The organism is Mycobacterium sp. SVM_VP21 (genome assembly GCA_024758765.1).
GTDB lineage: Bacteria > Actinomycetota > Actinomycetes > Mycobacteriales > Mycobacteriaceae > Mycobacterium > Mycobacterium heraklionense_C.
Genome location: CP101406.1, coordinates 4356451 through 4379288 on the forward strand (window position 1 = coordinate 4356451; position 22838 = coordinate 4379288).

17 protein-coding genes and 1 tRNA gene are annotated in these 22838 nt (G+C 68.1%); 13 read left to right on the forward strand and 5 right to left on the reverse strand.

Annotation, left to right across the window (positions count from 1 at the left end; all coding sequences use genetic code 11):
- Positions 1 to 376: 376 nt before the first annotated feature.
- Entirely contained in the window at positions 377 to 1606 is a 1230-nt protein-coding gene (locus tag NM962_20425) for a PucR family transcriptional regulator (protein ID UVO12220.1), read from the forward strand.
- Here the strand turns inward: NM962_20425 and NM962_20430 are convergent.
- The gene (locus NM962_20430) at positions 1603 to 2856 is read right to left on the reverse strand and encodes a nicotinate phosphoribosyltransferase (GenBank protein ID UVO14858.1); all 1254 of its coding nucleotides are present in this window, start codon (positions 2854 to 2856) and stop codon (positions 1603 to 1605) included. The two genes, NM962_20425 and NM962_20430, sit on opposite strands and share 4 nt — an antisense overlap.
- A 109-nt stretch (positions 2857 to 2965) precedes the next feature.
- On the opposite strand from NM962_20430, the gene clpS reads away from it, so the two are divergent.
- The 8 genes from clpS (at position 2966) to rdgB (ending at position 8725) form a co-directional block, all read left to right on the forward strand.
- Positions 2966 to 3280, forward strand: coding sequence for an ATP-dependent Clp protease adapter ClpS (gene clpS / locus NM962_20435; protein UVO12221.1), 315 nt, complete (start codon positions 2966 to 2968; stop codon positions 3278 to 3280).
- A 29-nt stretch (positions 3281 to 3309) separates the two neighbouring features.
- On the forward strand, positions 3310 to 3897 hold the full coding sequence (locus NM962_20440; protein ID UVO14859.1) for a DUF2017 domain-containing protein: 588 nt from the start codon (positions 3310 to 3312) through the stop codon (positions 3895 to 3897).
- Positions 3898 to 3902: 5 nt separating this feature from the next.
- Complete coding sequence (locus NM962_20445) at positions 3903 to 4973, forward strand: P1 family peptidase (protein UVO12222.1); 1071 nt, start codon at positions 3903 to 3905, stop codon at positions 4971 to 4973.
- A gap of 7 nt (positions 4974 to 4980) precedes the next feature.
- Positions 4981 to 5643: a rhomboid family intramembrane serine protease gene (locus NM962_20450; GenBank protein UVO12223.1), complete on the forward strand. Its 663-nt coding sequence runs from the start codon at positions 4981 to 4983 to the stop codon at positions 5641 to 5643.
- Positions 5640 to 6446 carry a glutamate racemase gene (gene murI, locus NM962_20455; GenBank protein ID UVO12224.1) on the forward strand — a complete coding sequence of 269 codons (807 nt, stop codon included), beginning with the start codon at positions 5640 to 5642 and terminating at the stop codon, positions 6444 to 6446. Before NM962_20450 ends, murI begins: the two co-directional genes overlap by 4 nt.
- Before the next feature lie 80 nt (positions 6447 to 6526).
- The gene (locus NM962_20460; GenBank protein ID UVO12225.1) at positions 6527 to 7303 is read left to right on the forward strand and encodes an MBL fold metallo-hydrolase; all 777 of its coding nucleotides are present in this window, start codon (positions 6527 to 6529) and stop codon (positions 7301 to 7303) included.
- A 37-nt stretch (positions 7304 to 7340) separates the two neighbouring features.
- Positions 7341 to 8120 carry a ribonuclease PH gene (gene rph / locus NM962_20465; GenBank protein UVO12226.1) on the forward strand — a complete coding sequence of 260 codons (780 nt, stop codon included), beginning with the start codon at positions 7341 to 7343 and terminating at the stop codon, positions 8118 to 8120.
- Positions 8117 to 8725, forward strand: a complete 609-nt coding sequence (gene rdgB, locus NM962_20470; protein UVO14860.1) for an RdgB/HAM1 family non-canonical purine NTP pyrophosphatase — start codon at positions 8117 to 8119, stop codon at positions 8723 to 8725. Before rph ends, rdgB begins: the two co-directional genes overlap by 4 nt.
- Positions 8726 to 8805: 80 nt before the next feature.
- On the opposite strand, the gene NM962_20475 is transcribed toward rdgB, so the two are convergent.
- The 3 genes from NM962_20475 to NM962_20485 are packed head-to-tail and all read right to left on the reverse strand — an operon-like array spanning position 8806 to position 10269.
- A complete protein-coding gene (locus NM962_20475; protein ID UVO12227.1) occupies positions 8806 to 9147 on the reverse strand; it encodes a DUF3817 domain-containing protein in 342 nt (113 codons plus the stop codon).
- Positions 9144 to 9515: a hypothetical protein gene (locus tag NM962_20480; protein ID UVO12228.1), complete on the reverse strand. Its 372-nt coding sequence runs from the start codon at positions 9513 to 9515 to the stop codon at positions 9144 to 9146. Before NM962_20480 ends, NM962_20475 begins: the two co-directional genes overlap by 4 nt.
- 34 nt (positions 9516 to 9549) lie before the next feature.
- Positions 9550 to 10269, reverse strand: coding sequence for an LAGLIDADG family homing endonuclease (locus tag NM962_20485; GenBank protein UVO12229.1), 720 nt, complete (start codon positions 10267 to 10269; stop codon positions 9550 to 9552).
- 89 nt (positions 10270 to 10358) lie between these two features.
- On the opposite strand from NM962_20485, the gene NM962_20490 reads away from it, so the two are divergent.
- Positions 10359 to 10442, forward strand: a tRNA-Leu gene (locus NM962_20490).
- Between the two features lie 214 nt (positions 10443 to 10656).
- Positions 10657 to 11040, forward strand: coding sequence for a DUF732 domain-containing protein (locus tag NM962_20495; protein ID UVO12230.1), 384 nt, complete (start codon positions 10657 to 10659; stop codon positions 11038 to 11040).
- Positions 11041 to 11045: 5 nt separating this feature from the next.
- Here the strand turns inward: NM962_20495 and NM962_20500 are convergent, their stop codons facing one another.
- A complete protein-coding gene (locus NM962_20500) occupies positions 11046 to 12302 on the reverse strand; it encodes an MFS transporter (GenBank protein UVO12231.1) in 1257 nt (418 codons plus the stop codon).
- Between the two features lie 119 nt (positions 12303 to 12421).
- Here NM962_20500 and NM962_20505 point away from each other — a divergent pair, with 119 nt between their 5' ends.
- Positions 12422 to 13132: a DUF1906 domain-containing protein gene (locus NM962_20505; protein UVO12232.1), complete on the forward strand. Its 711-nt coding sequence runs from the start codon at positions 12422 to 12424 to the stop codon at positions 13130 to 13132.
- A gap of 435 nt (positions 13133 to 13567) precedes the next feature.
- Positions 13568 to 22828 carry a DUF1729 domain-containing protein gene (locus NM962_20510; GenBank protein UVO12233.1) on the forward strand — a complete coding sequence of 3087 codons (9261 nt, stop codon included), beginning with the start codon at positions 13568 to 13570 and terminating at the stop codon, positions 22826 to 22828.
- The last annotated feature ends 10 nt before the right edge of the window (positions 22829 to 22838 follow it).

Sequence of the window (22838 nt, forward strand, 5' to 3'; positions counted from 1 at the left end):
CCCATTCGTCTGCGTGTGCGGTGGCAGTGTCCATGCCGGGGAGTAACACCGCCGCGGCCACTGCGGCCGGAACGGCACCGAGCGCGAAGACCTGTGCCGGGCCCCGGCGCTGTGGTCTATCGGGCGCACCTGCTGACAGGTGTCCTCTCCGGCGTGAACCCTCAGTCATTCCGCCCACCTTCCCTGAAATCAACCTGTGCATGGCCTGCATTAGTGCGAATCATCAATCGCTTATTCGATGTGTAGCGAATGAAAACTTGGGTAAACCCCTCAGTTGCAATGATCTACAGCCCGCCACGACCGAGACAAGAGTGGTTTTCACCAAGATCGCTTAGATGTGGTGCAGAGTGCACTTCTGCGCCTTAGGCTCATGCAAATGAACTGGGTCCGACCGTCGGAGCGAGTACGCGAGCTGATCCGACAGGGAGCCCAGATGGCTGTCAGCGGTTCTCAGGAGCTGCTTGCCAAGCTCGATGAAGCCACACTTTCCTCGCCCTACATGAGGAAGATCGCAGAAGACCCGGTCCTTGCCGAGGCGATCCGCCGCTGCAATCGGTCTAACCAACTGCATTGGGTCGCTGCCAATATCAGCCATCCCGGTGAGCCGGTACCTGCCAACGTCGGGGCGGAGTCACTGGTCGTCGTTCGATATCTGATTCGGCGCGGTATGGATGAGTCCGCCGTGGTGGATCTGTATCGGATCGGGCAGAACGTGGCATGGCGAGGCTGGATGCGGACCGTGTCCGGCCTGACGGCAACCATTGGTGAACAACAAGAACTGTTGGACGTGTCGGCACGTTCGATCTCGTCGTTTATTGACAAGACGATCGCCGGGATCTATCAGCAAATGCAGACAGAACGCGACGATCTCACCCGTGGAACACATGCCGACCGCCGGGAGGTGGTGGCATTGATACTCGATGGGGCGCCGATCGCCCAGCAGCATGCCGAAGACCGACTTGGCTATCAACTCGGTCAGCGCCACACCGCAGCGGTGGTTTGGGGCGACGAATCGAATACTGATCTATCTGACCTGGACCATGCCACTGAAGCGTTGTTGCGTACCTCCAGTGGCCGCCGTCCGCTGTCGGTACTGGCCAGTGCCGCCACTCGGTGGGTGTGGTTGCCGGGTGAGACTGGCCCTGACTTGCCGGGTATCGCCGCCGAGGTGGCCCTGTTGCCTGCCGTGCGGATCGCGGTTGGGTCCACGGCGGCCGGTGTCGACGGGTTTCGACGCAGCCATCTCGATGCCATCAACACCCAGCGGATGATGGCGCGGCTCAGTTCGGTGCAACGGGTTGTCAGCTACGCCGATGTTGAACTGATCGCTCTGATCACGGCCGACCCCGAACGGGCGGACCGGTTCATCAAACACACACTGGGCGATTTCGCGGACGCCGATGCCGAACTACAGCAGGCTGTGCTGACCTTCGTCCATGAGCAGTGCAATGCTTCGCGGGCAGCAGTGCGGCTGTTCACGCATCGGAATACGTTGCTGCGCAGGATCGCTCGCGCTAACGAGCTGCTCCCGCAGCCCTTAGAATGTGCCAGCGTGCACGTCGCCATGGCGTTGGAAACCCTCCGTTGGCGCGGTGCTGTCAGCTAGAGTCCCGCAACCACCCGGGTCGGGATCGCCGGTTCGCCGTGCGCCAGGTTCAATCCCTCCCAGGGCAGGCTGTGCAACCCGGATGCGACCCGGTCACGCACCGCGGCCAGCGCCTCGGCGCCAGTGGCCACCACCACGTCACCGCCGCGCACCAGCGCCACCGACAACGCCCGCGCCGGACCGTCCACCGCGGGTGGGTGCCCGGCGGGGTGTACCACCTCCTCGGTGACGGTGCCGGTGGGACGCGAGATCCGCAGCGCCTGTTTGGGTCCGCCCGCGGAGGCCTTGGCCGCACTGCGTTTGTGCACCGCCACACCATCGACGTCGACCAGCTTGTAGACGAAGCCGGCGGTCGGAGCGCCGGAGCCGGTCACCAGCGAGGTGCCGACGCCGTAACTGTCCACCGGTGCGGCCCGCAGCGCCGCCAAGGCAAACTCGTCGAGATCACCGGAGACCACGATCTGGGTCCCGGTGGCGCCGAGCCCGTCCAGCTGATCGCGGACCTGATGGGCCAGCACGGCCAGCTCGCCGGAGTCGATGCGCACCGCGCCCAGTCCCGGCCCTGCCGCCGCCACGGCATTGGCCACTCCGGTGGCCACGTCATAGGTGTCCACCAGCAGGGTGGTGCCGACACCCAGCGCGTCCACCTGGGCGCGAAACGCCGCCAGTTCGCCGTCGGCGCCGGTGTGCAACAGGGTGAAGGCGTGCGCGCTGGTGCCCAGCGCCGGCACGCCGAAACGCCGGTACGCCTCCAGGTTCGAGGTCCCGGCGAAGCCCGCCAGGTAGGCGGCCCGCGCCGCGGCGACGGCGGCCTGCTCGTGGGTGCGGCGCGACCCCATCTCGATCAGTGGCCGGCCGCCGGCGGCGCTGACCATCCGAGCCGCCGCCGAGGCGATCGCGGTGTCGTGGTTGAAGATCGACAGCGCCAGGGTCTCCAGCACGACGCACTCGGCGAAGCTGCCGCGCACACTGAGCACCGGGGAGCCGGGGAAGTACAGCTCCCCTTCCGGGTAGCCCTCGATGTCGCCGCGGAAACAGAAGTCCGCCAGGAAAGCCAGCGTCTCGGGGTCCAGGAACTCCGACACCAGACCAAGCGCGACGTCGTCGAAGCCGAAGTCGGGTAACGCGGCCAGGAACCGGTCGGTGCCGGCGACCACTCCGTAGCGTCGGCCCGCGGGAAGCCGGCGGGCGAACAGTTCGAAGGTCGTGGGGCGGTGCGCCGTGCCGTCGCGCAGGGCCGCGGCCAGCATGGTCAGCTCGTATTTGTCGGTGAGCAGTCCGCCGCACTGGACCGATGGGTTCACCCGCCAACCGTATCGACTGGACTGCACCCCACCTCGGCTCGGTATCCTGACCGGTATGGCCACGTCAGCACCGACGTCCGCCCCGGTGAAACCGCAGGGCACCGGACAGCGGCACGCCGACCCGGTCGAGGAGACGGCTTCCCCCTGGGTGACCATCGTCTGGGACGACCCGGTCAACCTGATGACCTATGTGACCTACATCTTTCAGAAGCTGTTCGGCTACAGCGAGCAGCACGCCACCAAGCTGATGCTGCAGGTGCACCACGAGGGCAAGGCCGTGGTGTCGGCGGGAAGCCGTGAGTCGATGGAGGTCGACGTGTCCAAGCTGCATGCCGCCGGTTTGTGGGCGACCATGCAGCAGGACCGTTAAGACTGAACCGAAGGGAACCGGACTTCACCGTGCAGAAATGGAAGCGGGTTGAGACCGACGACGGACCCCGCTTCCGGTCTGCGCTGGCCCTTCACGAGGCCGCGCTACTCCGGAATCTGGTCGGCTCGATTGTCGGGATGCTCGACGCACGGGAGTCCGCTTCTCCGCCAGACGAACTTGAACAGATCACCGGGATACGAACCGGCAACACCCGAACACCCGACGACGCCACGACACGCCGGCTGCTGCCGGATTTCTATCGCCCAGAAGGTGATGCGGACGGCGCCGCGGTCGACGCGGACGGCCTGAACGCGGCGCTGCGCAGTCTGCACGAACCGGGGATCATCGACGCCAAACGTGGCGCGGCACAACAAGTGCTGGCCACCGTTCCCGAACAGGGCGGCCGTTTCGAGTTGACCGAGGAGCAGGCCAACGCCTGGATCGCCGCGGTCAACGACATCCGCCTCGCGCTGGGCGCCGTGCTCAAGATCGGCCCCGAGGGCCCCGGCCAGTTGCCGGAGGGTGATCCAATGGCTGGTCAGCTCAACGTGTACCAGTGGCTCACCGTGCTGCAGGAATTCCTGGTGGTCGCGCTGATGGGAAGGCCCCGACGATGACAGGCATGGGTTCGATCAGCGATGTCGCCGGCATCCGGGTGGGCCACCACCAGCGGATTGATCCAGACGCGACACTCGGGTCCGGTTGGGCCACCGGCGTCACCGTCGTGTTGGCGCCACCGGGGACGGTCGGCGCTGTCGACGGTCGCGGTGGAGCGCCGGGCACCCGGGAGACCGACCTGTTGGACCCGGCCAACAGTGTGCGCTGGGTGGACGCGGTGGTGCTTTCCGGCGGCAGCGCTTACGGACTGGCGGCCGCCGACGGCGTGATGACCTGGTTGGAGGAGCAGGGCCGCGGTGTGGCGCTGGAGGGCGGCGTGGTGCCGATCGTGCCGGCCGCGGTCATCTTCGACCTCCCGGTCGGCGGCTGGGATCGCCGGCCCACCGCGGAATTCGGCTACGCCGCTGCGGTCGCGGCCGCCGGCCCTGACGGCCAACAACCGGCATCGGGCAGCGTCGGCGCCGGAGCCGGGGCGCGCGCCGGTGTCTTCAAGGGGGGCGTGGGCAGCGCGTCGATGACACTGGAGTTCGGGGACGACGTGGTCACCGTGGGTGCGATCGTGGTGGTGAATCCCACCGGTGAACTCATCGATCCCACCACCGGTCTGCCCTGGTCAACCCTGCTCATCGAAGAATTCGGGCTGACGGCGCCGCCGTCGGAACAGTTGGCGATCCTCGCCGGCCTGGAACCCAAATCCGTGTCGCTCAACACCACCCTCGCCGTGGTGGCCACCGACGCCGCGCTCAGCCCGGCCGGCTGCCGCCGGGTGGCGATCGCCGCGCAGGACGGGCTGGCCCGCACCATCCGGCCCTCGCACACGCCGGTGGACGGCGACACGGTGTTCGCGTTGTCGACCGGGACCGTCGACGTTGCGCCGCTGCCGGGAGTACCTGCTGCGATGTCCCCGGAGACGGGCCTGATTGCGGAGGTCGGCGCCGCCGCGGCGGACTGTCTGGCCCGGGCGGTGCTGTCGGGGTTGCTGTGTGCGGATCCGGTGGCCGGAATCCCGACCTACCGGGGCACCGTCCCGGGCGCATTCGCCGCCCGGCCCTGCGACCGTTCGGGAAGGCTGTGAGGTGGGCATGACTCCCCGCGGGGGGAGAGCACCGACACCACAGCCCGAGGAGAAATCCCTCTGGCGCACCGGCGGGGCTACCATCATCGCGTTCGTTGGACTGCTCTACCTGATCGAAGCCGTGGACCAGGTCGGCGGCCACCAGTTAGACCGCAACGGCATCCGGCCGCTGGAGACCGACGGCCTATGGGGGGTGCTGTTCGCCCCGCTGCTGCACGCGAACTGGGCGCACCTGCTGGCCAACACCGGCCCCGCCCTGGTGCTGGGCTTCTTGTTGACGTTGACCGGGCTGTCCCGGTTTGTGCTGGCCACCGCGATCGTGTGGATTGTCGGGGGGCTGGGGACATGGCTGATCGGCAACGTCGGGTCGTCGTGCGGGCCGACGGACCACATCGGTGCCTCCGGCCTGATCTTTGGCTGGCTGGCCTTCTTGATGGTGTTCGGGTGGTTCACCCGCCGCATCTGGCAGATCCTGGTCGGGGTCGTGGTGCTGTTCCTCTACGGCGGAATCCTGTGGGGAGCGGTGCCGGTGCTCTTGAATGGTCCAGTGTGTGGCGGGGTGTCCTGGCAGGGCCACCTGTGCGGTGCGCTGGCTGGGGTGCTGGCTGCCTATTGGCTGGCGGCTCCCGAACGTAAGTCCCGGAAACTTCGTCGGGGGGCGGCTGCGTGAGCCCGATCGGAATCTTCGACTCCGGCGTCGGCGGGCTGACCGTGGCCCGATCGATCATCGACCAGCTGCCCGACGAGGACATCATCTACGTCGGCGACACCGGCAACGGTCCCTACGGCCCGCTGACCATTCCCGAGGTCCGTGCGCACGCCCTGGCCATCGGAGACGATCTGGTCGCGCGCGGCATCAAGGCCTTGGTGATCGCCTGCAACACCGCGTCGGCGGCGTGCCTGCGCGACGCGCGGGAACGCTACGACGTGCCGGTCATCGAGGTGATCCTGCCGGCGGTGCGCCGGGCGGTAGCAACCACCCGCAACGGCCGCATCGGGGTGATCGGGACGCAGGCGACCATCGCCAGTCACGCCTACCAGGATGCGTTCGCCGCGGCCCGTGACACCGAGATCACCGCGGTGGCCTGCCCGCGTTTTGTCGACTTCGTCGAGCGCGGTATCACCAGTGGCCGGCAGGTGTTGGGACTGGCCGAGGGGTATCTGGAGCCGTTGCAGCGCGCCGGGGTCGACACCCTGGTGTTGGGTTGCACGCATTACCCGCTGTTGTCGGGATTGATCCAGCTCGCGATGGGTGAGCAGGTGACGCTGGTGTCCAGCGCCGAAGAGACGGCCAAGGAACTGTTGCGGGTGCTCACCGAGCGCGACTTACTACGCCCGCATGAGGCCGCCCCGGCAACACGGGTCTTCGAGGCCACCGGTGACCCGGAGGCGTTTGCTGACCTGGCTACCCGATTTTTGGGACCGGCTATCACCGGCGTCGGAGCCGTCCACCGCCACGCCCCGTTGCACTAGCCCATGATTTCGATGACGAATAGTGAGCAAAGCGCCGGTGTCTTCGTCATGCTCGCGGCGAACATGGCACAGTAGGGAACGTGCGACTGACCGTGCTGGGCTGCTCCGGCAGTGTGGTGGGTCCGGACTCGCCGGCATCGGGATACCTGTTGCAGGCGCCGGACTCGCCGCCGCTGGTAATCGACTTCGGAGGTGGGGTCCTCGGCGCCCTGCAACGCCATGTCGATCCGGGGTCGGTCCATGTGCTGTTGTCGCACTTGCATGCCGACCACTGCTTGGATCTGCCCGGGCTGTTTGTCTGGCGCCGCTACCACCCGTCGGTGGCGATCAGGCCGTTCGATAAGGGCCTGCTCTACGGGCCGAGCGACACCTGGTCGCGGATGGGCGCGGCGTCCTCGCCCTACGGCGGGGAGATCGACGACATCACCGACATCTTCGATGTCCGCGCCTGGGCGGACGGTGAGCCGGTCACGTTCGGGGAGCTGCGTGTGCAGCCCGGCTTGGTGTCGCATCCGACCGAGTCCTACGGGATGCGGATCACCGATCCGTCCGGCGCGACGTTGGTCTACAGCGCCGATACCGGCTTTTGCGATGCGGTGATCGAATTGGCGCGCGGCGCCGATGTGTTCTTGTGTGAGGCGTCGTGGACCCATGAGGCCAACCGCCCACCCAACCTGCACCTGTCGGGAACCGAGGCCGGGCGGATCGCCGCGGCCGCGGGTGTCGGACAACTACTGCTGACCCACATCCCGCCCTGGACCTCGCGCGAGGACGTGATCGGGGAGGCCAAGGCGGAGTTCGATGGCCCGGTGCACGCCGTGGTGTGCGACGAGTCGTTCGACATCAAGCGGTCCTGACACAACTCAGGACGCCGTCCGCGGTTAGGGTTGTCGCGTGTCCAAACGAGAAGACGGTCGCCTCGACGACGAGCTGCGCCCGGTCGTCATCACCCGCGGCTTCACCGCCAACCCGGCCGGATCGGTTCTGGTCGAGTTCGGCAACACCCGGGTCATGTGCACGGCCAGCGTCACCGAAGGCGTTCCGCGCTGGCGGAAGGGTTCCGGCCGCGGTTGGCTGACCGCCGAGTACGCGATGCTGCCGGCCGCTACCCACACCCGCTCGGACCGCGAATCGGTCAAGGGCCGAGTGGGCGGGCGAACCCAGGAGATCAGCCGGCTGGTGGGCCGCTCGCTGCGCGCCTGCATCGACCTGGCCGCGCTGGGGGAGAACACCATCGCGATCGACTGCGACGTACTGCAGGCCGACGGCGGTACCCGCACCGCGGCGATCACCGGGGCGTATGTGGCGCTCGCCGATGCGGTTACTTACCTGTCTGCCGCCGGCAAGTTGTCGGACCCGCGCCCGTTGTCGTGCGCGATCTCAGCCGTCAGCGTCGGCGTGGTCGACGGCCGGGTCCGCGTCGATCTTCCCTACGAAGAGGATTCGCGGGCCGAGGTCGACATGAACGTGGTCGCCACCGACACCGGCACCCTGGTGGAGATCCAGGGCACCGGAGAGGGGGCCACCTTCCCGCGCTCGACGCTGGACAAGATGCTCGATGCGGCGCTGGCCGCCTGCGAGAAGCTGTTCGTGGTGCAGCGCGAAGCGCTGGAACTGCCGTATCCGGGGGTGCTGCCGGAGGGGCCGGCGCCGAAGAAGGCGTTCGGCAGCTGATCGACATTCTGGTGGCCAGCCGCAACCGCAAGAAGCTGGCCGAGCTGAGCCGGGTGCTGGAGCACGCCGGCGTCTCGGGAGTGCAACTGGTCTCCCTCGATGAGGTGGCACCCTATCCCGAGGCGCCCGAAACCGGGGCGACGTTCGAGGAGAACGCCCTGGCCAAAGCGCGTGACGGCTACGCGGCCACCGGATTGCCTTGTGTCGCAGATGATTCGGGCCTGACCGTCTCCGCGCTCAACGGCATGCCGGGGGTGCTGTCGGCGCGCTGGTCGGGTAAACACGGCGACGACGCGGCCAACACCGCCCTGTTGCTGGCGCAGTTGAGCGACGTGCCCGACGAGCGGCGCGGCGCGGCGTTCGTCTCCGCGTGCGCGCTGGTATGGGGTGCCGGCCCCGAGCACCAGGTGGTGGTGCGCGGCGAGTGGGCCGGCAGCATCGCCCGAGAACCGCACGGCGACGGCGGATTCGGCTACGACCCGGTTTTTGTGCCGGCCGATACCGACCGCACTGCGGCGCAGTTGAGCCCGGCCGAGAAGGACGCCGCGTCGCACCGCAGCCGAGCGCTGGAGTTGCTTTTGCCGGCGCTGCGCTCGCTGGCGTAGCGACGCCGCTGGGGCCTCAGCCGCCGACAATCCTCTGCCGAGCGTGAAGCTAGCTTCACGCTCGGCGCAGCTGCGAGGCCTCAGAGGTTGAACTGGGCCTTGATGTTTCGGGACTGGAAGTGTTCGACGATGATGCCGAGCAGGGGAATAGTGCCGGACAGCAGCACTCCTACGGTCTTGCCGAGCGGCCAGCGGACCTTGACCGCCAGGTTGAAAGCGGCCAGCAGGTAGGCGAAGTACACCCAGCCGTGCACCACAGCGATCCAGGTCGGGGGGTTGTCCACCTTGACCACGTAGCGCATCACGATCTCGTAGCACAGGGCGATCAGCCAGATACCGGTTGTCCACGCCATCACCCGGTAGGGCAGCAGCGCGCTGCGGATCTTCTCGGCGGGAGCGGCCTGGGCGGAGGACTCGGTCATGCGGTGTTCCTGTTCTGTCGGGCGTTCTCGGAGAGCTCGGCCAAATAGGCGTTGTACTCCCGCATCGCGGGGTCATCGGTGGGAGCAGCGGCCGCGGGCCGCTCCGGCAGCAGTCCAGCGGGTATCTCGGTCACCGTGTCTTCGGGGTGCAGCTCGGGCGGCTCTTCTTCATAGCGGACGAACTTGCGGTAGGCGTACACGCAGAACCAGGCGAACAGCGGCCACTGCAGCGCGTAGCCCAGATTCTGGAAGGTGCCGTTGACCTCTTGGAACCGAGTCCACTGCCACCAGCCCAGCCCCAGGCACGCGCTGGCGGCGACGATCACCAGCACAACCAGTGCAGGTCTCCGACGCCGTGTAGTGGACACCCCATGACGGTACCGCGCCAGGCCCGGAATGCCTTCAGGCCTTCGGGCCGACGAACTCGTCGAGTCGCGCGGTGGCGGCTTTACGGTAGACCGCGATTTGGTAGGTGCTGTTCTGCGTCCACGGAATCGCGAGACGATCCAGCGCCGCACAGAAGAGGCCGCGGACATCGTCGGAGCGGTTGGAGAAGTGGTACCGGACGCTTCGCACACCGCGGTCGTTGGCCACCACTCTGCAGCCGTCGCTGTCGATTAGGCCACGAATGAATTCTTCGGTGGCCTGCTCGACGAGCGTTTGCTGCCATGGCTCCAGCCGAATCGGCCGATGATGCTTCTTGCCGGCGCCGTGCTGGGGGAAAAGGCACGGCCAGTGGTTTGAATAAAGGTAGACCTCGACACAATGATCGGAGCGGCGATACATTGCCGCGTGTTGCCCTGGCATGACGGCATCGATCGTCTTCCTGCATCGCTCGATGATGCCGGGGTACCCGGTATCGAGAGTGATCCTGAGACGCCACGCTCGACCGCACCGGGAGATGCATCCGTCCCCAAGGTAAAGACCGAGGAGGTAGCAGTAGGCAGCTGCGGGCAGGCGAGAGAAATCATGGCTGCGTCTTGCAGCGCGCCGAGTCTCGGGATGGTGTCGCCATTGACACACGGTGCGCCGCGGAATAGAGGTCTGTCGTGCGATGGCGCAGTCGTCGAAGCCCGCGGCGATGAGTTGCTGCACAGCGTCGAATTCCTCCGTAGATCGCATGATCCGGCCTTTCCGCGCGTTGTATCCCAACGTAGTTCGGGACACTGACGGAAATTTCTTGCGGACGGACGGGTAGGATTCCAACGCCAGCGGGCGTGATGGAATTGGCAGACATGCGGGCTTTAGGTGCCCGTGCTCGAAAGAGCGTGAGGGTTCGAGTCCCTCCGCCCGCACAAAGGTGAACTGGGCCCATCCAGCTAGCGTGATAACCAGGTTTTTATGCCTCTCGGCGGCGGGTGATGGGGCGACCGGCAGCGGACTTTCAGCGCTCTTCCAGCTAACGTGCCGATGTCGGGGCGGTAGTGATAGGCAAAATCGGTTCGTCGGCCGCTCGAGTTCGCCTCACCGGTGCTTCCGACGGTGTCAGAATGAACGATCTAGTCGTCCGTGGATTGGTGCAACGCGATGAAGATGTGGGTGGCCAGCGCGTTCAGCGTTGCGATTGTCAGTGGAGGAGTTCTGGCGCCGATACCGGTTGCCATGGCGCAACCCGACCAGGACCAGGTGTTCTTCGACGAACTGCAGGAACAGGGGCTGCACCCCGACTACGACAAGCAGATCTGCGGGAGCATCAAGTGCGAGCCGCTGCGCACTCTGATGGTGCAAGAGGGCCACGCGGTCTGCGTGGCGCTGAGCGATTCGCCCCGGCTGGTGCCGGTCTCGGTCATCGCGAATCTGGAAGTGTCACCCGACGAGGCGCACGCCATCATCAATGCGGCGCGGCACGCCTACTGCCCGCAGCTGCCGGACCCGTACCAGCCGGCGACCTGACGCGCCTATTGCTCGGACACGGCCACAGGTATGGGCGTTTCGCCGAACGTCTCGGCGTCGCGGGCTTTTCGTGCGTAGACCACCACGCCGACGGCGGCCACCGCCCAGACGATGTACTGCGTCATCCAGGCCAGCCGGAACGCTTCGAATGAATAGCCACCGGTCATTGCGATAACCACCCCCATCGCCTGCATGATGAGCAGGGTGGCGATGAAGCCGCCGGTGTTGACCATGCCTTGCGCGGTGCCCAACGCGGCCGGCGGGTTGTAGGTCCGGGCGAAGTCGAAGGCCAGCATCGACACCGGCTGACCCGCCGAGATCACCAGGATCAGCATCACCAACAACCAATGCGGCGCGGGGCGCGGCATGGCCAACAGCACCGTCCAGGTCAACGCGATCAGTGCCATCATGGTCAGCGCCACGCGTGAGCGGTGTTGCGGCCAACGCCCGGAGATGGTTCCGACCAGCAGCCCCACCACGATGAAGGGCAGCACCGACAGCGTCAGCGCCGCACCTGCCACGCCGCGCGAAAGCCCTTGCGCGGTAGTCAGGTATGGCACCCCCCACATCAGTGCGAACACGCCGGGGGAGAACGCGTTGCCCATGTGGGTGAAGAAGCCCGCCTTGGTCCCCGGCCGTGACCACACCGTTTTGATCTCACCGAACGCGTCACCGAAGCTCCGTGCGTGCACTGCGGCCGGCGCTCCCGGCGGGGCGTCGCGGGTGACGGCGAGTGTCAGCATGCCGGCGAACAGGCCCAGCCCCGCGGCCGAGAGATAGGCGGCCGTCCAGCCGCCGTGCAGCAGGATTGCTAGGAACGGCACCGCCGAGAGGAACTGGCCGAACTGACCGCAGATGCCGGTCAGCTGGGTGAGCAGCGGAACACGCTTGGGTGCAAACCAATTGGGCAGCAGTCGGATGACCGAGATGAAGATGAACGAGTCACCCAGGCCGATGACGCCGTACGCACCGACCGCGGTGGGAAGCGAGTGGGTCAGCGACAGCGTCAGTTGGGCGGCGGAGAGCACTAGAACGCCGGTGGCGATCATCGCCCGGGGGCCGAAGCGGTCCAACAGCACTCCGGCCGGAATCTGCATGGCCGCGTAGACGATCAACTGCACGATCACGAACGACGACAGCGTGCTCGGGCCGGCGTGGAAGCGATCGGCGGCGTCGAGGCCCGAGACCCCGAAGGTGGTTCGGTCCAGCACTGCCACCAAATAGGACAGCAGCCCGGTGCCCCACACGATCCAGGGACGCAATTCGGGCCTACCTTGTCTGTCAATTGCAGGACACGGGCTATGGTCGCACACGATTTCGGCGTGGTTTTCGCCGGTGACCGGCCAAAACCGGCACCAAAGTCTGTCTTAGTCTGTGTCGCGTGATGATTTCACGACGCGACGTGTTCAAACTCGCCGCGGCGGTGCCTGCGGCTGCCGGCGTTTCGGCGCTGCTCGCCGCGGCCGCCGAGGCGGCGCCGCTGGGCATTCTGCTGGATTACTCCGCCGGTGTCTTGTCCGCCGAGGCGATCAAGGCGTCCGGCGCTGCGGGTGCTATCCGCTATGTGTCGGATCGTCGGCCCGGCGCCGACTGGATGCTCGGCAAGCCGATGCAGCTAGCCGAGGCGCGTGACCTGCAGGAGAACGGACTCACGGTCGTCTCCTGCTACCAGTTCGGAAAGCAGGCGACCGCGGACTGGCTGGGCGGCCAGGACGCCGGTGTGGACCACGCCAAGCGTGGCGCACAGTTGCACACGGCGGCCGGCGGCCCGGACAGTGCGCCGATCTACGCCTCTATCGACGACAATCCGTCCTTCGAGCAGTACAAAGAGCAAGTTGCTCCGTACCTGCGGGGCTGGCAATCGGTGGTCGGGCCGGAGCGCACCGGTGTCTACGCCAACTCCAAGACCATCGAGTGGGCGCTGCAGGACGGTCTGGGCTCCTGCTTCTGGCAACACAACTTCGGTTCGCCCGGCGGTGTCGCCCATCCGGCGGCCAACTTGCATCAGGTGGAGATCGACAGGCGCACGGTCGGCGGCGTTGGTGTGGACATTAACGAGATCCTGGCGCCCCAGTTCGGTCAGTGGGCCTGACGAAGCTCCGGTCCGCCGTTCGTCCAGCAAACTAGCGCCCGATCGAGCTGCGCAGGGCTGGGATCGCCGGGCTCGTTCGAGCTCGGAGCCTCAGGCGCCGCCAAAGCCAGTTGGCCTGGCTGATTCAAACATAACGATTAGATAACAATGGAGCCTTGATCTGCGTCGTTATGGCTACTCGACCGTAACCCCGCGCATGCAGGACGTTTGTCCCGGATCGTTCCAGCCGCTGTCGAGCCCCGTGATATCCGGGGCCGGGTTACCCGAGCGTAGAACTCACCAGTAACCAATTTGCTGCGGAAACGGCACAGGTTCTTATGACACTCTTACAGCTGAAGCGCGGCCGCGAACACGCGAGAACCCGCAGTTGGGCCGGCTATCCCGGCGGGCGTCGATGACGACGCGACGTTAACCAGGGCAGGGGAGATATAAAACGTGACGATCCACGAACACGACCGGGTTTCCGCTGACGGTGCAGGCTCGGGGCGTTTCGCCAATGCCGCGTCCGCTCTGGTGGATCGGTTGACGGCCGGCGAGCCGTACGCGGTCGCCTTCGGTGGACAGGGCAGCGCCTGGTTGGAGTCGCTCGAAGAGTTGGTGTCGTCGGCCGGCATCGAGACGGAACTGGCCACCTTGGCGGGCGAGGCCGACCTACTGCTGGAGCCGATCGCCAAAGAGCTGGTTGTGGTCCGGCCCATCGGATTTGAGCCGCTGCAGTGGGTCCGGGCGCTGGCGGCCGAGGACCCCATTCCGTCGGACAAGCAGCTGACGTCGGCGGCGGTGTCGGTGCCGGGGGTGCTGCTGACCCAGATCGCCGCGATGCGGGCGCTGGAGCGTCAGGGTCTGGACCTGTCGGCCACCCCGCCGGTCGCCGCGGCCGGGCACTCGCAGGGCATTCTGGCGGTCGAGTCGCTGAAGGCCGGTGGCGCCAGCGACGTGCAGCTGCTCGCGATCGCCCAGCTGATCGGGGCGGCCGGAACGCTGGTGGCCCGCCGCCGGGGCATTTCGGTCCTGGGTGACCGCCCGCCGATGGTGTCGGTCACCAATGTCGATCCGGAGCGCATCCGGCAACTGTTGGACGAGTTCGCCACCGACGTGCGCACCGTGCTTCCTCCGGTGCTGTCCATCCGCAACGGTCGCCGTGCCGTGGTGATCACCGGGACCCCCGAGCAGCTGTCTCGATTCGAGCTGTACTGCGAGCAGATCGCCGAGAAGGAGGCTGCCGAGCGCAAGAGCAAGCTGCGCGGCGGCGCGGTCTTCGCTCCGGTCTTCGAGCCGGTCCAGGTCGAGGTCGGCTTCCACTCGCCGCGGCTGTCCAACGGCATCGAGATCGTCGCGCAGTGGGCCGCCAAGGTGGGCCTCGATGTGGCGCTGACCCGCCAGCTGGCCGACTCGATCCTGGTGGGCGAGGTCGACTGGGTCGACGAGGTCACCGCGCTGCACGACGCGGGTGCCCGCTGGATTCTGGATCTGGGACCCGGTGACATCCTGACCCGGCTGACCGCCCCGGTGATTCGCGGCCTGGGCGTCGGGATCGTGCCGGTGGCCACCCGCGGTGGACAGCGCAACCTGTTCACCATCGGTGCCGTCCCCGAGGTCGCCCGGCCTTGGACCAGCTACGCCCCGTCGGTGGTCGCGCTGCCCGACGGCCGGGTCAAGCTCGACACCAAGTTCACCCGGCTGACCGGCCGCTCGCCGATCCTGCTGGCCGGCATGACCCCGACCACCGTCGACGCCAAGATCGTCGCCGCCGCCGCCAACGCCGGGCACTGGTCCGAGCTGGCCGGCGGTGGCCAGGTCACCGAGGAGATCTTCAACGACCGGGTCGCCGAGCTCACGACGCTGCTCGAGTCGGGCCGCACCGTTCAGTTCAACTCGCTGTTCCTGGATCCCTACCTGTGGAAGCTGCAGGTCGGCGGAAAACGGTTGGTGCAGAAGGCGCGTGCGTCCGGCGCCCCGTTCGACGGGCTGGTGATCAGCGCCGGCATCCCCGAGCTGGAAGAGGCCGTCGAGCTGATCGCCGAGCTCAACGAATCCGGCATCAGCCACGTGGTGTTCAAGCCCGGCACCGTCGAGCAGATCCGGTCGGTGATCCGCATCGCCGCCGAGGTCCCCACCACGCCGGTGATCGCCCACGTCGAGGGCGGCCGCGCCGGTGGGCACCACTCCTGGGAAGACCTCGACGATCTGTTGTTGGCGACTTACTCCGAGCTGCGCTCGCAGCCCAACATCACGCTGTGCGTCGGCGGTGGAATCGGCACCCCTGAGCAGGCCGCCGAATACCTGTCCGGCCGGTGGTCGCAGCAGCATGGCTTCCCGTTGATGCCCGTTGACGGCATCTTGGTCGGTACCGCGGCGATGGCCACCCTAGAGGCCACCACGTCGCCGGCAGTCAAGCAGATGCTGGTCGACACCAAGGGCACCGACCACTGGATCGGCGCCGGAAAAGCGCAGGGCGGCATGGCGTCCTCGCGCAGCCAGCTCGGTGCCGACATTCACGAGATCGACAACGTCGCCTCGCGGTGCGGCCGGCTGCTCGACGAGGTCGCCGGTGACGGCGAGGCCGTCGCGGCGCGTCGCGACGAGATCATCGCCGCGCTGGCCGACACCGCCAAGCCCTACTTCGGCGATGTCACCGAGATGACGTACGCGCAGTGGCTACGCCGCTATGTGGAACTGGCCATCGGGGCGGGCGACTCGACCGCGGACACCGCCTCACCGGACAGCCCGTGGCTGGCCGACACCTGGCGAGAGCGGTTCGGGTCGATGCTGCAGCGCGCGGAAGCGCGGCTCAACGAACTCGAGTCCGGACCGATCGAAACCCTGTTCGCCGATTCCGAAGGCGCACAGTCGATCCTGGAGCGTCCCGAAGAAGCCATCGCGGCGCTGCTGGCCGCCTACCCGGACGCCGAGACCGTCGTCCTGCACCCGGCCGACGCGCCGTTCTTCACGCAGCTCTGCAAGACGCCGGGCAAGCCGGTCAACTTCGTGCCGGTGATCGACAAGGACGTGCGCCGTTGGTGGCGCAGTGACTCGCTGTGGCAGGCGCATGACGCCCGCTACACCGCCGAGCAGGTCTGCATCATTCCGGGCATCACCGCTGTCGCCGGCATCACTCGGGTCGACGAGCCGGTCGGCGAGCTGCTGGACCGCTTCGAGCAGGCGGCAGTTGACCAGGTGCTCGCCACCGGCGTGGAACCCACCCCCGTCACCGCGCGCCGTCAGGGCCGCGCCGACGTCACCGGCCCGCTGGCCGTGCTGCTCGATGCCCCCGACGTGCTGTGGGCCGGCCGCACCGCCACCAACCCGGTGCATCGGATCGCCGACCCCGCCGAATGGCAGGTGCACGAGAACCGCACCGCCACCCACCCGTCGACCGGGGCGCGTCTGGAGGTCGCCTCGGATGCGAACGTCGTGCTCAGCGTGCCGCTGTCCGGTGTCTGGATCAACATCCGGTTCACTGTCCCCGCTGCCGTCGTCGACGGGGCCACCCCGCTGGTCTCCACCGAGGATGCCGCCGCCGCGATGCGCGCGGTGCTGGCCATCGCCGCCGGTGTCGACGGCCCGGAGGCCCTGCCGCCGGTGCACGACGGCACGGCCACCGTGACCGTCGAGTGGAATCCCGAGCAGGTCGCCGACCACACCGGGGTGACCGCCACGTTCGGCGCGCCGCTGGCACCGGGACTGTCCACCGTGCCCGACGCCCTGGTCGGGCGGTGCTGGCCGGCGGTGTTCGCCGCTATCGGCTCGGCCACCACCGACGCCGGGTTCCCGGTTGTCGAGGGCCTGTTGTCCCTGGTGCATCTGGACCACGCGGCGCAGCTGCTCGGCGCACTGCCGGCGCAACCGGCCGAATTGACCGTCACCGCAACGGCATCGGCGGCTACCGACACCGAGGTCGGCCGTGTCGTCCCGGTGTCGGTCACGGTCGCGGCGGCCGATGGCACCGTGCTGGCCACCTTGGAGGAGCGCTTCGCGATCCGCGGGCGCACCGGTGCCGCGGAACTGACCGATCCGGTTCGGGCCGGTGGCGCGGTCTCCGACAACGCCACCGACACCCCGCGCCGCCGTCGGCGCGACGTCACCGTGACCGCGCCGGTGGACATGCGGCCGTTCGCGGCGGTCTCTGGCGACTACAACCCGATCCACACCGACCGGGCCGCGGCACTGCTCGCCGGCCTGACGGGGCCCAATGGTGAGGGGGGCCCGATCGTGCACGGCATGTGGCTCTCGGCCGCGGCTCAGCATGTGGTGACCGCGACCGACGGCCAGGCCCGTCCGCCGGCGCGGCTGGTCGGCTGGACTGCGCGCTTCCTGGGCATGGTCAAGCCCGGCGATGACGTCGACTTCCGGGTGGATCGGGTCGGAATCGACCTGGGCGCCGAGGTTCTGGAGATCAGCGCGCGGATCGGCTCTGATCTGGTGATGTCGGCGACCGCTCGGCTGACCGCCCCCAAGACCGTCTATGCGTTCCCGGGTCAGGGCATCCAGCACAAGGGCATGGGCATGGAGGTCCGTGCCCGGTCCAAGGCCGCTCGCAAGGTCTGGGACTCCGCAGACAAGTTCACCCGCGAAACCCTGGGCTTCTCGGTGCTGCACGTGGTGCGCGACAACCCGACTTCCCTGATCGCCTCCGGCGTGCACTACCAGCACCCCGACGGTGTGCTGTACCTGACGCAGTTCACCCAGGTCGCGATGGCCACCGTGGCTGCCGCACAGGTCGCCGAGATGCGCGAGCAGGGCGCATTCGTCGAAGGAGCGATCGCCTGCGGTCACTCCGTCGGCGAGTACACCGCGCTGGCCTGCGTCAGCGGCGTCTACGAGTTGGAAGCGCTGCTCGAGGTGGTGTTCCACCGCGGCTCGAAGATGCACGACATCGTGCCGCGTGACGCCATGGGACGCTCCAACTACCGGTTGGCCGCCATCCGGCCATCGCAGATCGACCTCGACGACGCCGACGTCACCGCGTTCGTTGCCGAGATCGCGGCGAATACTGGCGAGTTTTTACAGATCGTCAACTTCAACCTGCGCGGCTCGCAGTACGCGATCGCCGGCACCGTGGCCGGTCTGGAGGCCCTGGAGGCCGAGGTCGAGCGGCGCCGCGAGATCAGCGGCGGCAAGCGCTCGTTCATCTTGGTGCCCGGTATCGATGTGCCGTTCCACTCGAGCGTGCTGCGGATCGGTGTGGACGACTTCCGCCGTTCGCTGGAGCGGGTCATGCCGCGCGACCAGGACCCGGCGCTGATCGTCGGCCGCTACATCCCGAACCTGGTGCCCAAGCCGTTCACCCTGGACCGGGAGTTCATCCAGGAGATTCGTGACCTGGTGCCGGCCGAGCCACTCGACGAGGTGCTGGCCGACTACGACACCTGGCGTAACGAGAAGCCGGCGGAGCTGTGCCGCAAGGTCGTCATCGAGTTGTTGGCCTGGCAGTTCGCCAGCCCGGTGCGCTGGATCGAGACTCAGGACCTGCTGTTCATCGAACAGGCCGCCGGCGGGTTGGGCGTGGAACGGTTCGTCGAGATCGGGGTGAAGACCGCCCCGACGGTCGCCGGACTGGCCACCAACACGCTCAAGTTGCCCGAGTACGCCCACAGCACCGTGGAGGTGCTCAACGCTGAGCGCGACGCCGCGGTGCTCTTCGCCACCGACACCGACCCGGAGCCGGAGGAGGAGCCGGTTGCGGAGGATTCCGGCGCTGGCGCGCCGGAACCGGCGGCTGTGCCTGATGTCGCCCCCGCCGTCGCTTCGGCTGGCGCCTCAGCTCCGTCCGGTGCTCCCCGCCCCGACGACATTGCGTTCGACGCCGCCGACGCCACCTGCGCGCTGATCGCCTTGAGCGCCAAGATGCGCATCGACCAGATCGAGGCGCTGGACTCCATCGAGTCCATCACCGACGGCGCGTCCTCGCGACGCAACCAGCTGCTGGTTGACCTCGGTTCGGAGCTGAACCTGGGCGCCATCGACGGCGCCGCCGAAGCCGACCTGTCCGGGCTGAAGTCGCAGGTCACGAAGCTGGCCCGCACCTACAAGCCCTACGGCCCGGTGCTGACCGACGCGATCAACGACCAGCTCCGCACCATTCTCGGACCGTCCGGCAAGCGGCCCGGTGCCATCGCCGAACGGGTCAAGAAGACCTGGGAGCTCGGTGAGGGCTGGGCCAAGCACGTCACCGTCGAGGTGGCGTTGGGGACCCGCGAAGGCAGCAGTGTCCGGGGCGGCGCCCTGGGCGGGTTGCACGAGGGCGCGCTGGCCGACGCCGCAGCCGTCGACAAGGTCATCGATGCGGCCGTGCAGGCCGTCGCCGCACGCCGCGGCGTCGCCGTCAGCCTGCCCTCGGCAGGCGGTGGTGGCGGCGCGACCGTGGACGCCGCCGCGCTGGGCGAGTTCACCGCCCAGATCACCGGGCGCGACGGTGTGCTCGCCTCAGCGGCCCGGCTGGTGCTGGGCCAGCTCGGGTTCAGCGAGGATGTGGCCGCGGTCCCGGCGGGCGCCACCGACAGCGAGCTGATCGACCTGGTGACCGCCGAATTGGGTTCGGACTGGCCGCGCCTGGTGGCGCCGGTCTTCGACGGCCGCAAAGCGGTGCTGTTCGACGACCGTTGGGCCAGTGCCCGCGAAGACCTGGTCAAGCTGTGGCTGGTCGACGAAGGCGACATCGACGCCGACTGGCCGCGCCTCGCCGAGCGTTTTGAGGGTGCCGGCCATGTGGTCGCCACCCAGGCGTCGTGGTGGCAGGCCCGGGCGCTGGCGTCCGGCCGGCAGATTCACGGCTCGCTGTACGCCCGGATCGCTGCCGGCGCGGAGAACCCGGGCCGGGGCCGCTACAGCGACGAGGTGGCGGTGGTGACCGGTGCCTCCAAGGGCTCGATCGCGGCATCGGTGGTCGGGCAGCTGCTCGACGGCGGTGCGACCGTCATCGCCACCACTTCTCGCCTCGACGACGAGCGGCTGAGCTTCTACCGCGACCTTTACCGCGACCACGCTCGGTTCGGTGCCGCGCTGTGGGTGGTGCCGGCCAACATGGCTTCCTACTCTGACATCGACGCACTGGTCGAGTGGGTCGGAACCGAGCAGACCGAAAGCCTTGGGCCGCAGTCGATCCACCTCAAGGATGCGCAGACCCCGACGCTGCTGTTCCCGTTCGCGGCACCGCGGGTCACCGGCGATCTGTCGGAGGCCGGTGCGCGTGCCGAGATGGAGATGAAGGTGCTGCTGTGGGCAGTGCAGCGCCTGATTGGCGGCCTGTCGAAGATCGGTGCCGAGCGCGACATCGCCTCCCGGCTGCACGTGGTGCTGCCCGGCTCGCCCAACCGCGGCATGTTCGGCGGTGACGGTGCCTACGGCGAGGCCAAGGCGTCGCTGGACGCGCTGGTGTCGCGCTGGAAGGCCGAGTCCTCGTGGGCTTCTCGGGTCAGCCTGGCCCACGCCCTGATCGGCTGGACGCGTGGTACCGGGTTGATGGGCCACAACGACGTCATCGTCGACGCGGTCGAGGAAGCCGGCGTCACCACCTATTCGACCGAGCAGATGGCGGCCATGCTGCTGGGCCTGTGCAACGTCGAGTCCAAGGTGGCCGCGGCCAACGCCCCGATCGAAGCCGACCTGACCGGCGGCCTGGCCGAGGCGAACCTGGACATGGCCGAGCTGGCCGCCAAGGCCCGCGAGGAGATGACGAGCGAAGCCGCAGCCGACGACGAAGCTGACGCCGGCAATACCATTGCGGCACTGCCGAGCCCGCCGCGCGGTCACACCCCGGCACCCCCGCCGGCCTGGGCCGACCTCGACGTCGACCCGGCCGATCTGGTGGTCATCGTCGGGGGCGCCGAACTGGGCCCGCTGGGCTCGTCGCGCACCCGCTTCGAGATGGAGGTTTCCGGCGAGCTGTCGGCCGCCGGTGTGCTGGAGCTGGCCTGGACCACCGGTCTGGTCAAGTGGGAGGACGACCCGACCCCGGGTTGGTATGACACCGCGACCGGTGAGCTGGTCGACGAGGCCGAGCTGGTGGAGCGCTACCACGACGCCGTGGTGGAACGCGTCGGTGTTCGCGAGTTCGTGGACGACGGTGCGATCGACCCCGACCACGCCTCGCCGCTTTTGGTCAGTGTGTTCCTGGACAAGGACTTCTCGTTCGTGGTCTCCAGCGAGGCCGACGCGCGGGCGTTCGTCGAGTTCGACCCCGAGCACACCGTGGTGCGCCCGGTGCCGGACTCCTCGGACTGGCAGGTGATCCGCAAGGCCGGCACCGAGATTCGGGTGCCGCGCAAGAGCAAGCTGTCGCGCACCGTGGGTGCTCAGATCCCGACCGGGTTCGACCCGACGGTGTGGGGCATCAGCCAGGACATGGCCACCTCCATCGACCGCGTGGCGCTGTGGAACATCGTCGCGACCGTGGACGCGTTCCTGTCGGCGGGTTTCACCCCGACCGAGCTGATGCGCTGGGTGCACCCGTCGCTGGTGGCCAGCACTCAGGGCACCGGCATGGGCGGCATGACCTCGATGCAGACCATGTACCACGGCAACCTGCTCGGGCGGGCCAAGCCGAACGACATCCTGCAGGAGGTGCTGCCCAACGTCGTTGCCGCGCACGTGGTGCAGAGCTACGTCGGGTCCTACGGCGCGATGATCCACCCGGTGGCCGCCTGTGCCACCGCCGCGGTCTCGGTCGAGGAGGGCGTCGACAAGATCCGCCTGGGCAAGGCCGAGCTGGTGGTCACCGGCGGCTACGACGACCTGACCCTGGAGGCCATCATCGGCTTCGGTGACATGGCGGCCACCGCCGACACCGAGATGATGCGCGCCAAGGGCATCAGCGACTCGAAGTTCTCCCGCGCCAACGACCGGCGCCGGTTGGGCTTCGTCGAGGCTCAGGGGGGCGGCACCATTCTGCTGGCCCGCGGCGACCTGGCCGCCAAGATGGGCCTGCCGGTCCTGGCCGTGGTGGCCTACGCGCAGAGCTTCGCCGACGGCGTGCACACCTCGATCCCCGCTCCGGGCCTGGGAGCGCTGGGCGCCGGGCGGGGCGGCAAGGACTCGATGCTGGCCCGTTCGCTGGCCAAGCTGGGCGTGGGCGCCGACGACATCGCGGTGGTCTCCAAGCACGACACTTCGACGTTGGCCAACGACCCTAACGAGACCGAGCTACACGAGCGGCTGGCCGACTCGCTGGGCCGCTCCGACGGTGCGCCGCTATTCGTGATCAGCCAGAAGAGCCTCACCGGGCACGCCAAGGGCGGCGCGGCGGTCTTCCAGATGATGGGGCTGTGCCAGGTGCTGCGCGACGGGGTCATCCCGCCCAACCGCAGCCTGGACTGCGTCGACGACGAGCTGGCCACCGCCGGGCACCTGGTGTGGGTGCGCGAGACGCTGGAGCTGGGGGAGAAGTTCCCGCTCAAGGCCGGTCTGGTCACCAGCCTCGGCTTCGGCCACGTGTCCGGTCTGGTCGCCCTGGTGCACCCGGCGGCGTTCCTGGCGGCGCTGGACCCGAGCCAGCGTGCGGCGTACCTGGAGCAGGCCTCCGAGCGTGTCCTGGCCGGTCAGCGTCGACTCGCCTCGGCGATCGCCGGCGGCAAGCCGATGTATGAGCGGCCCGCCGACCGGCGGTTCGACCACGACACACCGGAGAAGCGCCAGGAGTCGGCCATGCTGCTCAACCCGGCGGCACGGCTCGGCGACGGCGACGTCTACATCGGCTAGCGTCGCTGCG

Coding starts and splice junctions, on each gene's coding strand:
- clpS (UVO12221.1), top strand. CDS start 2,966: ATGGCCACGTCAGCACCGACGTCCGCCCCGGTGAAACCGCAGGGCACC.
- NM962_20445 (UVO12222.1), top strand. CDS start 3,903: ATGGGTTCGATCAGCGATGTCGCCGGCATCCGGGTGGGCCACCACCAG.
- NM962_20485 (UVO12229.1), bottom strand. CDS start 10,269: ATGCGATCTACGGAGGAATTCGACGCTGTGCAGCAACTCATCGCCGCG.
- NM962_20425 (UVO12220.1), top strand. CDS start 377: ATGAACTGGGTCCGACCGTCGGAGCGAGTACGCGAGCTGATCCGACAG.
- NM962_20475 (UVO12227.1), bottom strand. CDS start 9,147: ATGACCGAGTCCTCCGCCCAGGCCGCTCCCGCCGAGAAGATCCGCAGC.
- NM962_20450 (UVO12223.1), top strand. CDS start 4,981: ATGACTCCCCGCGGGGGGAGAGCACCGACACCACAGCCCGAGGAGAAA.
- NM962_20430 (UVO14858.1), bottom strand. CDS start 2,856: ATGCTGGCCGCGGCCCTGCGCGACGGCACGGCGCACCGCCCCACGACC.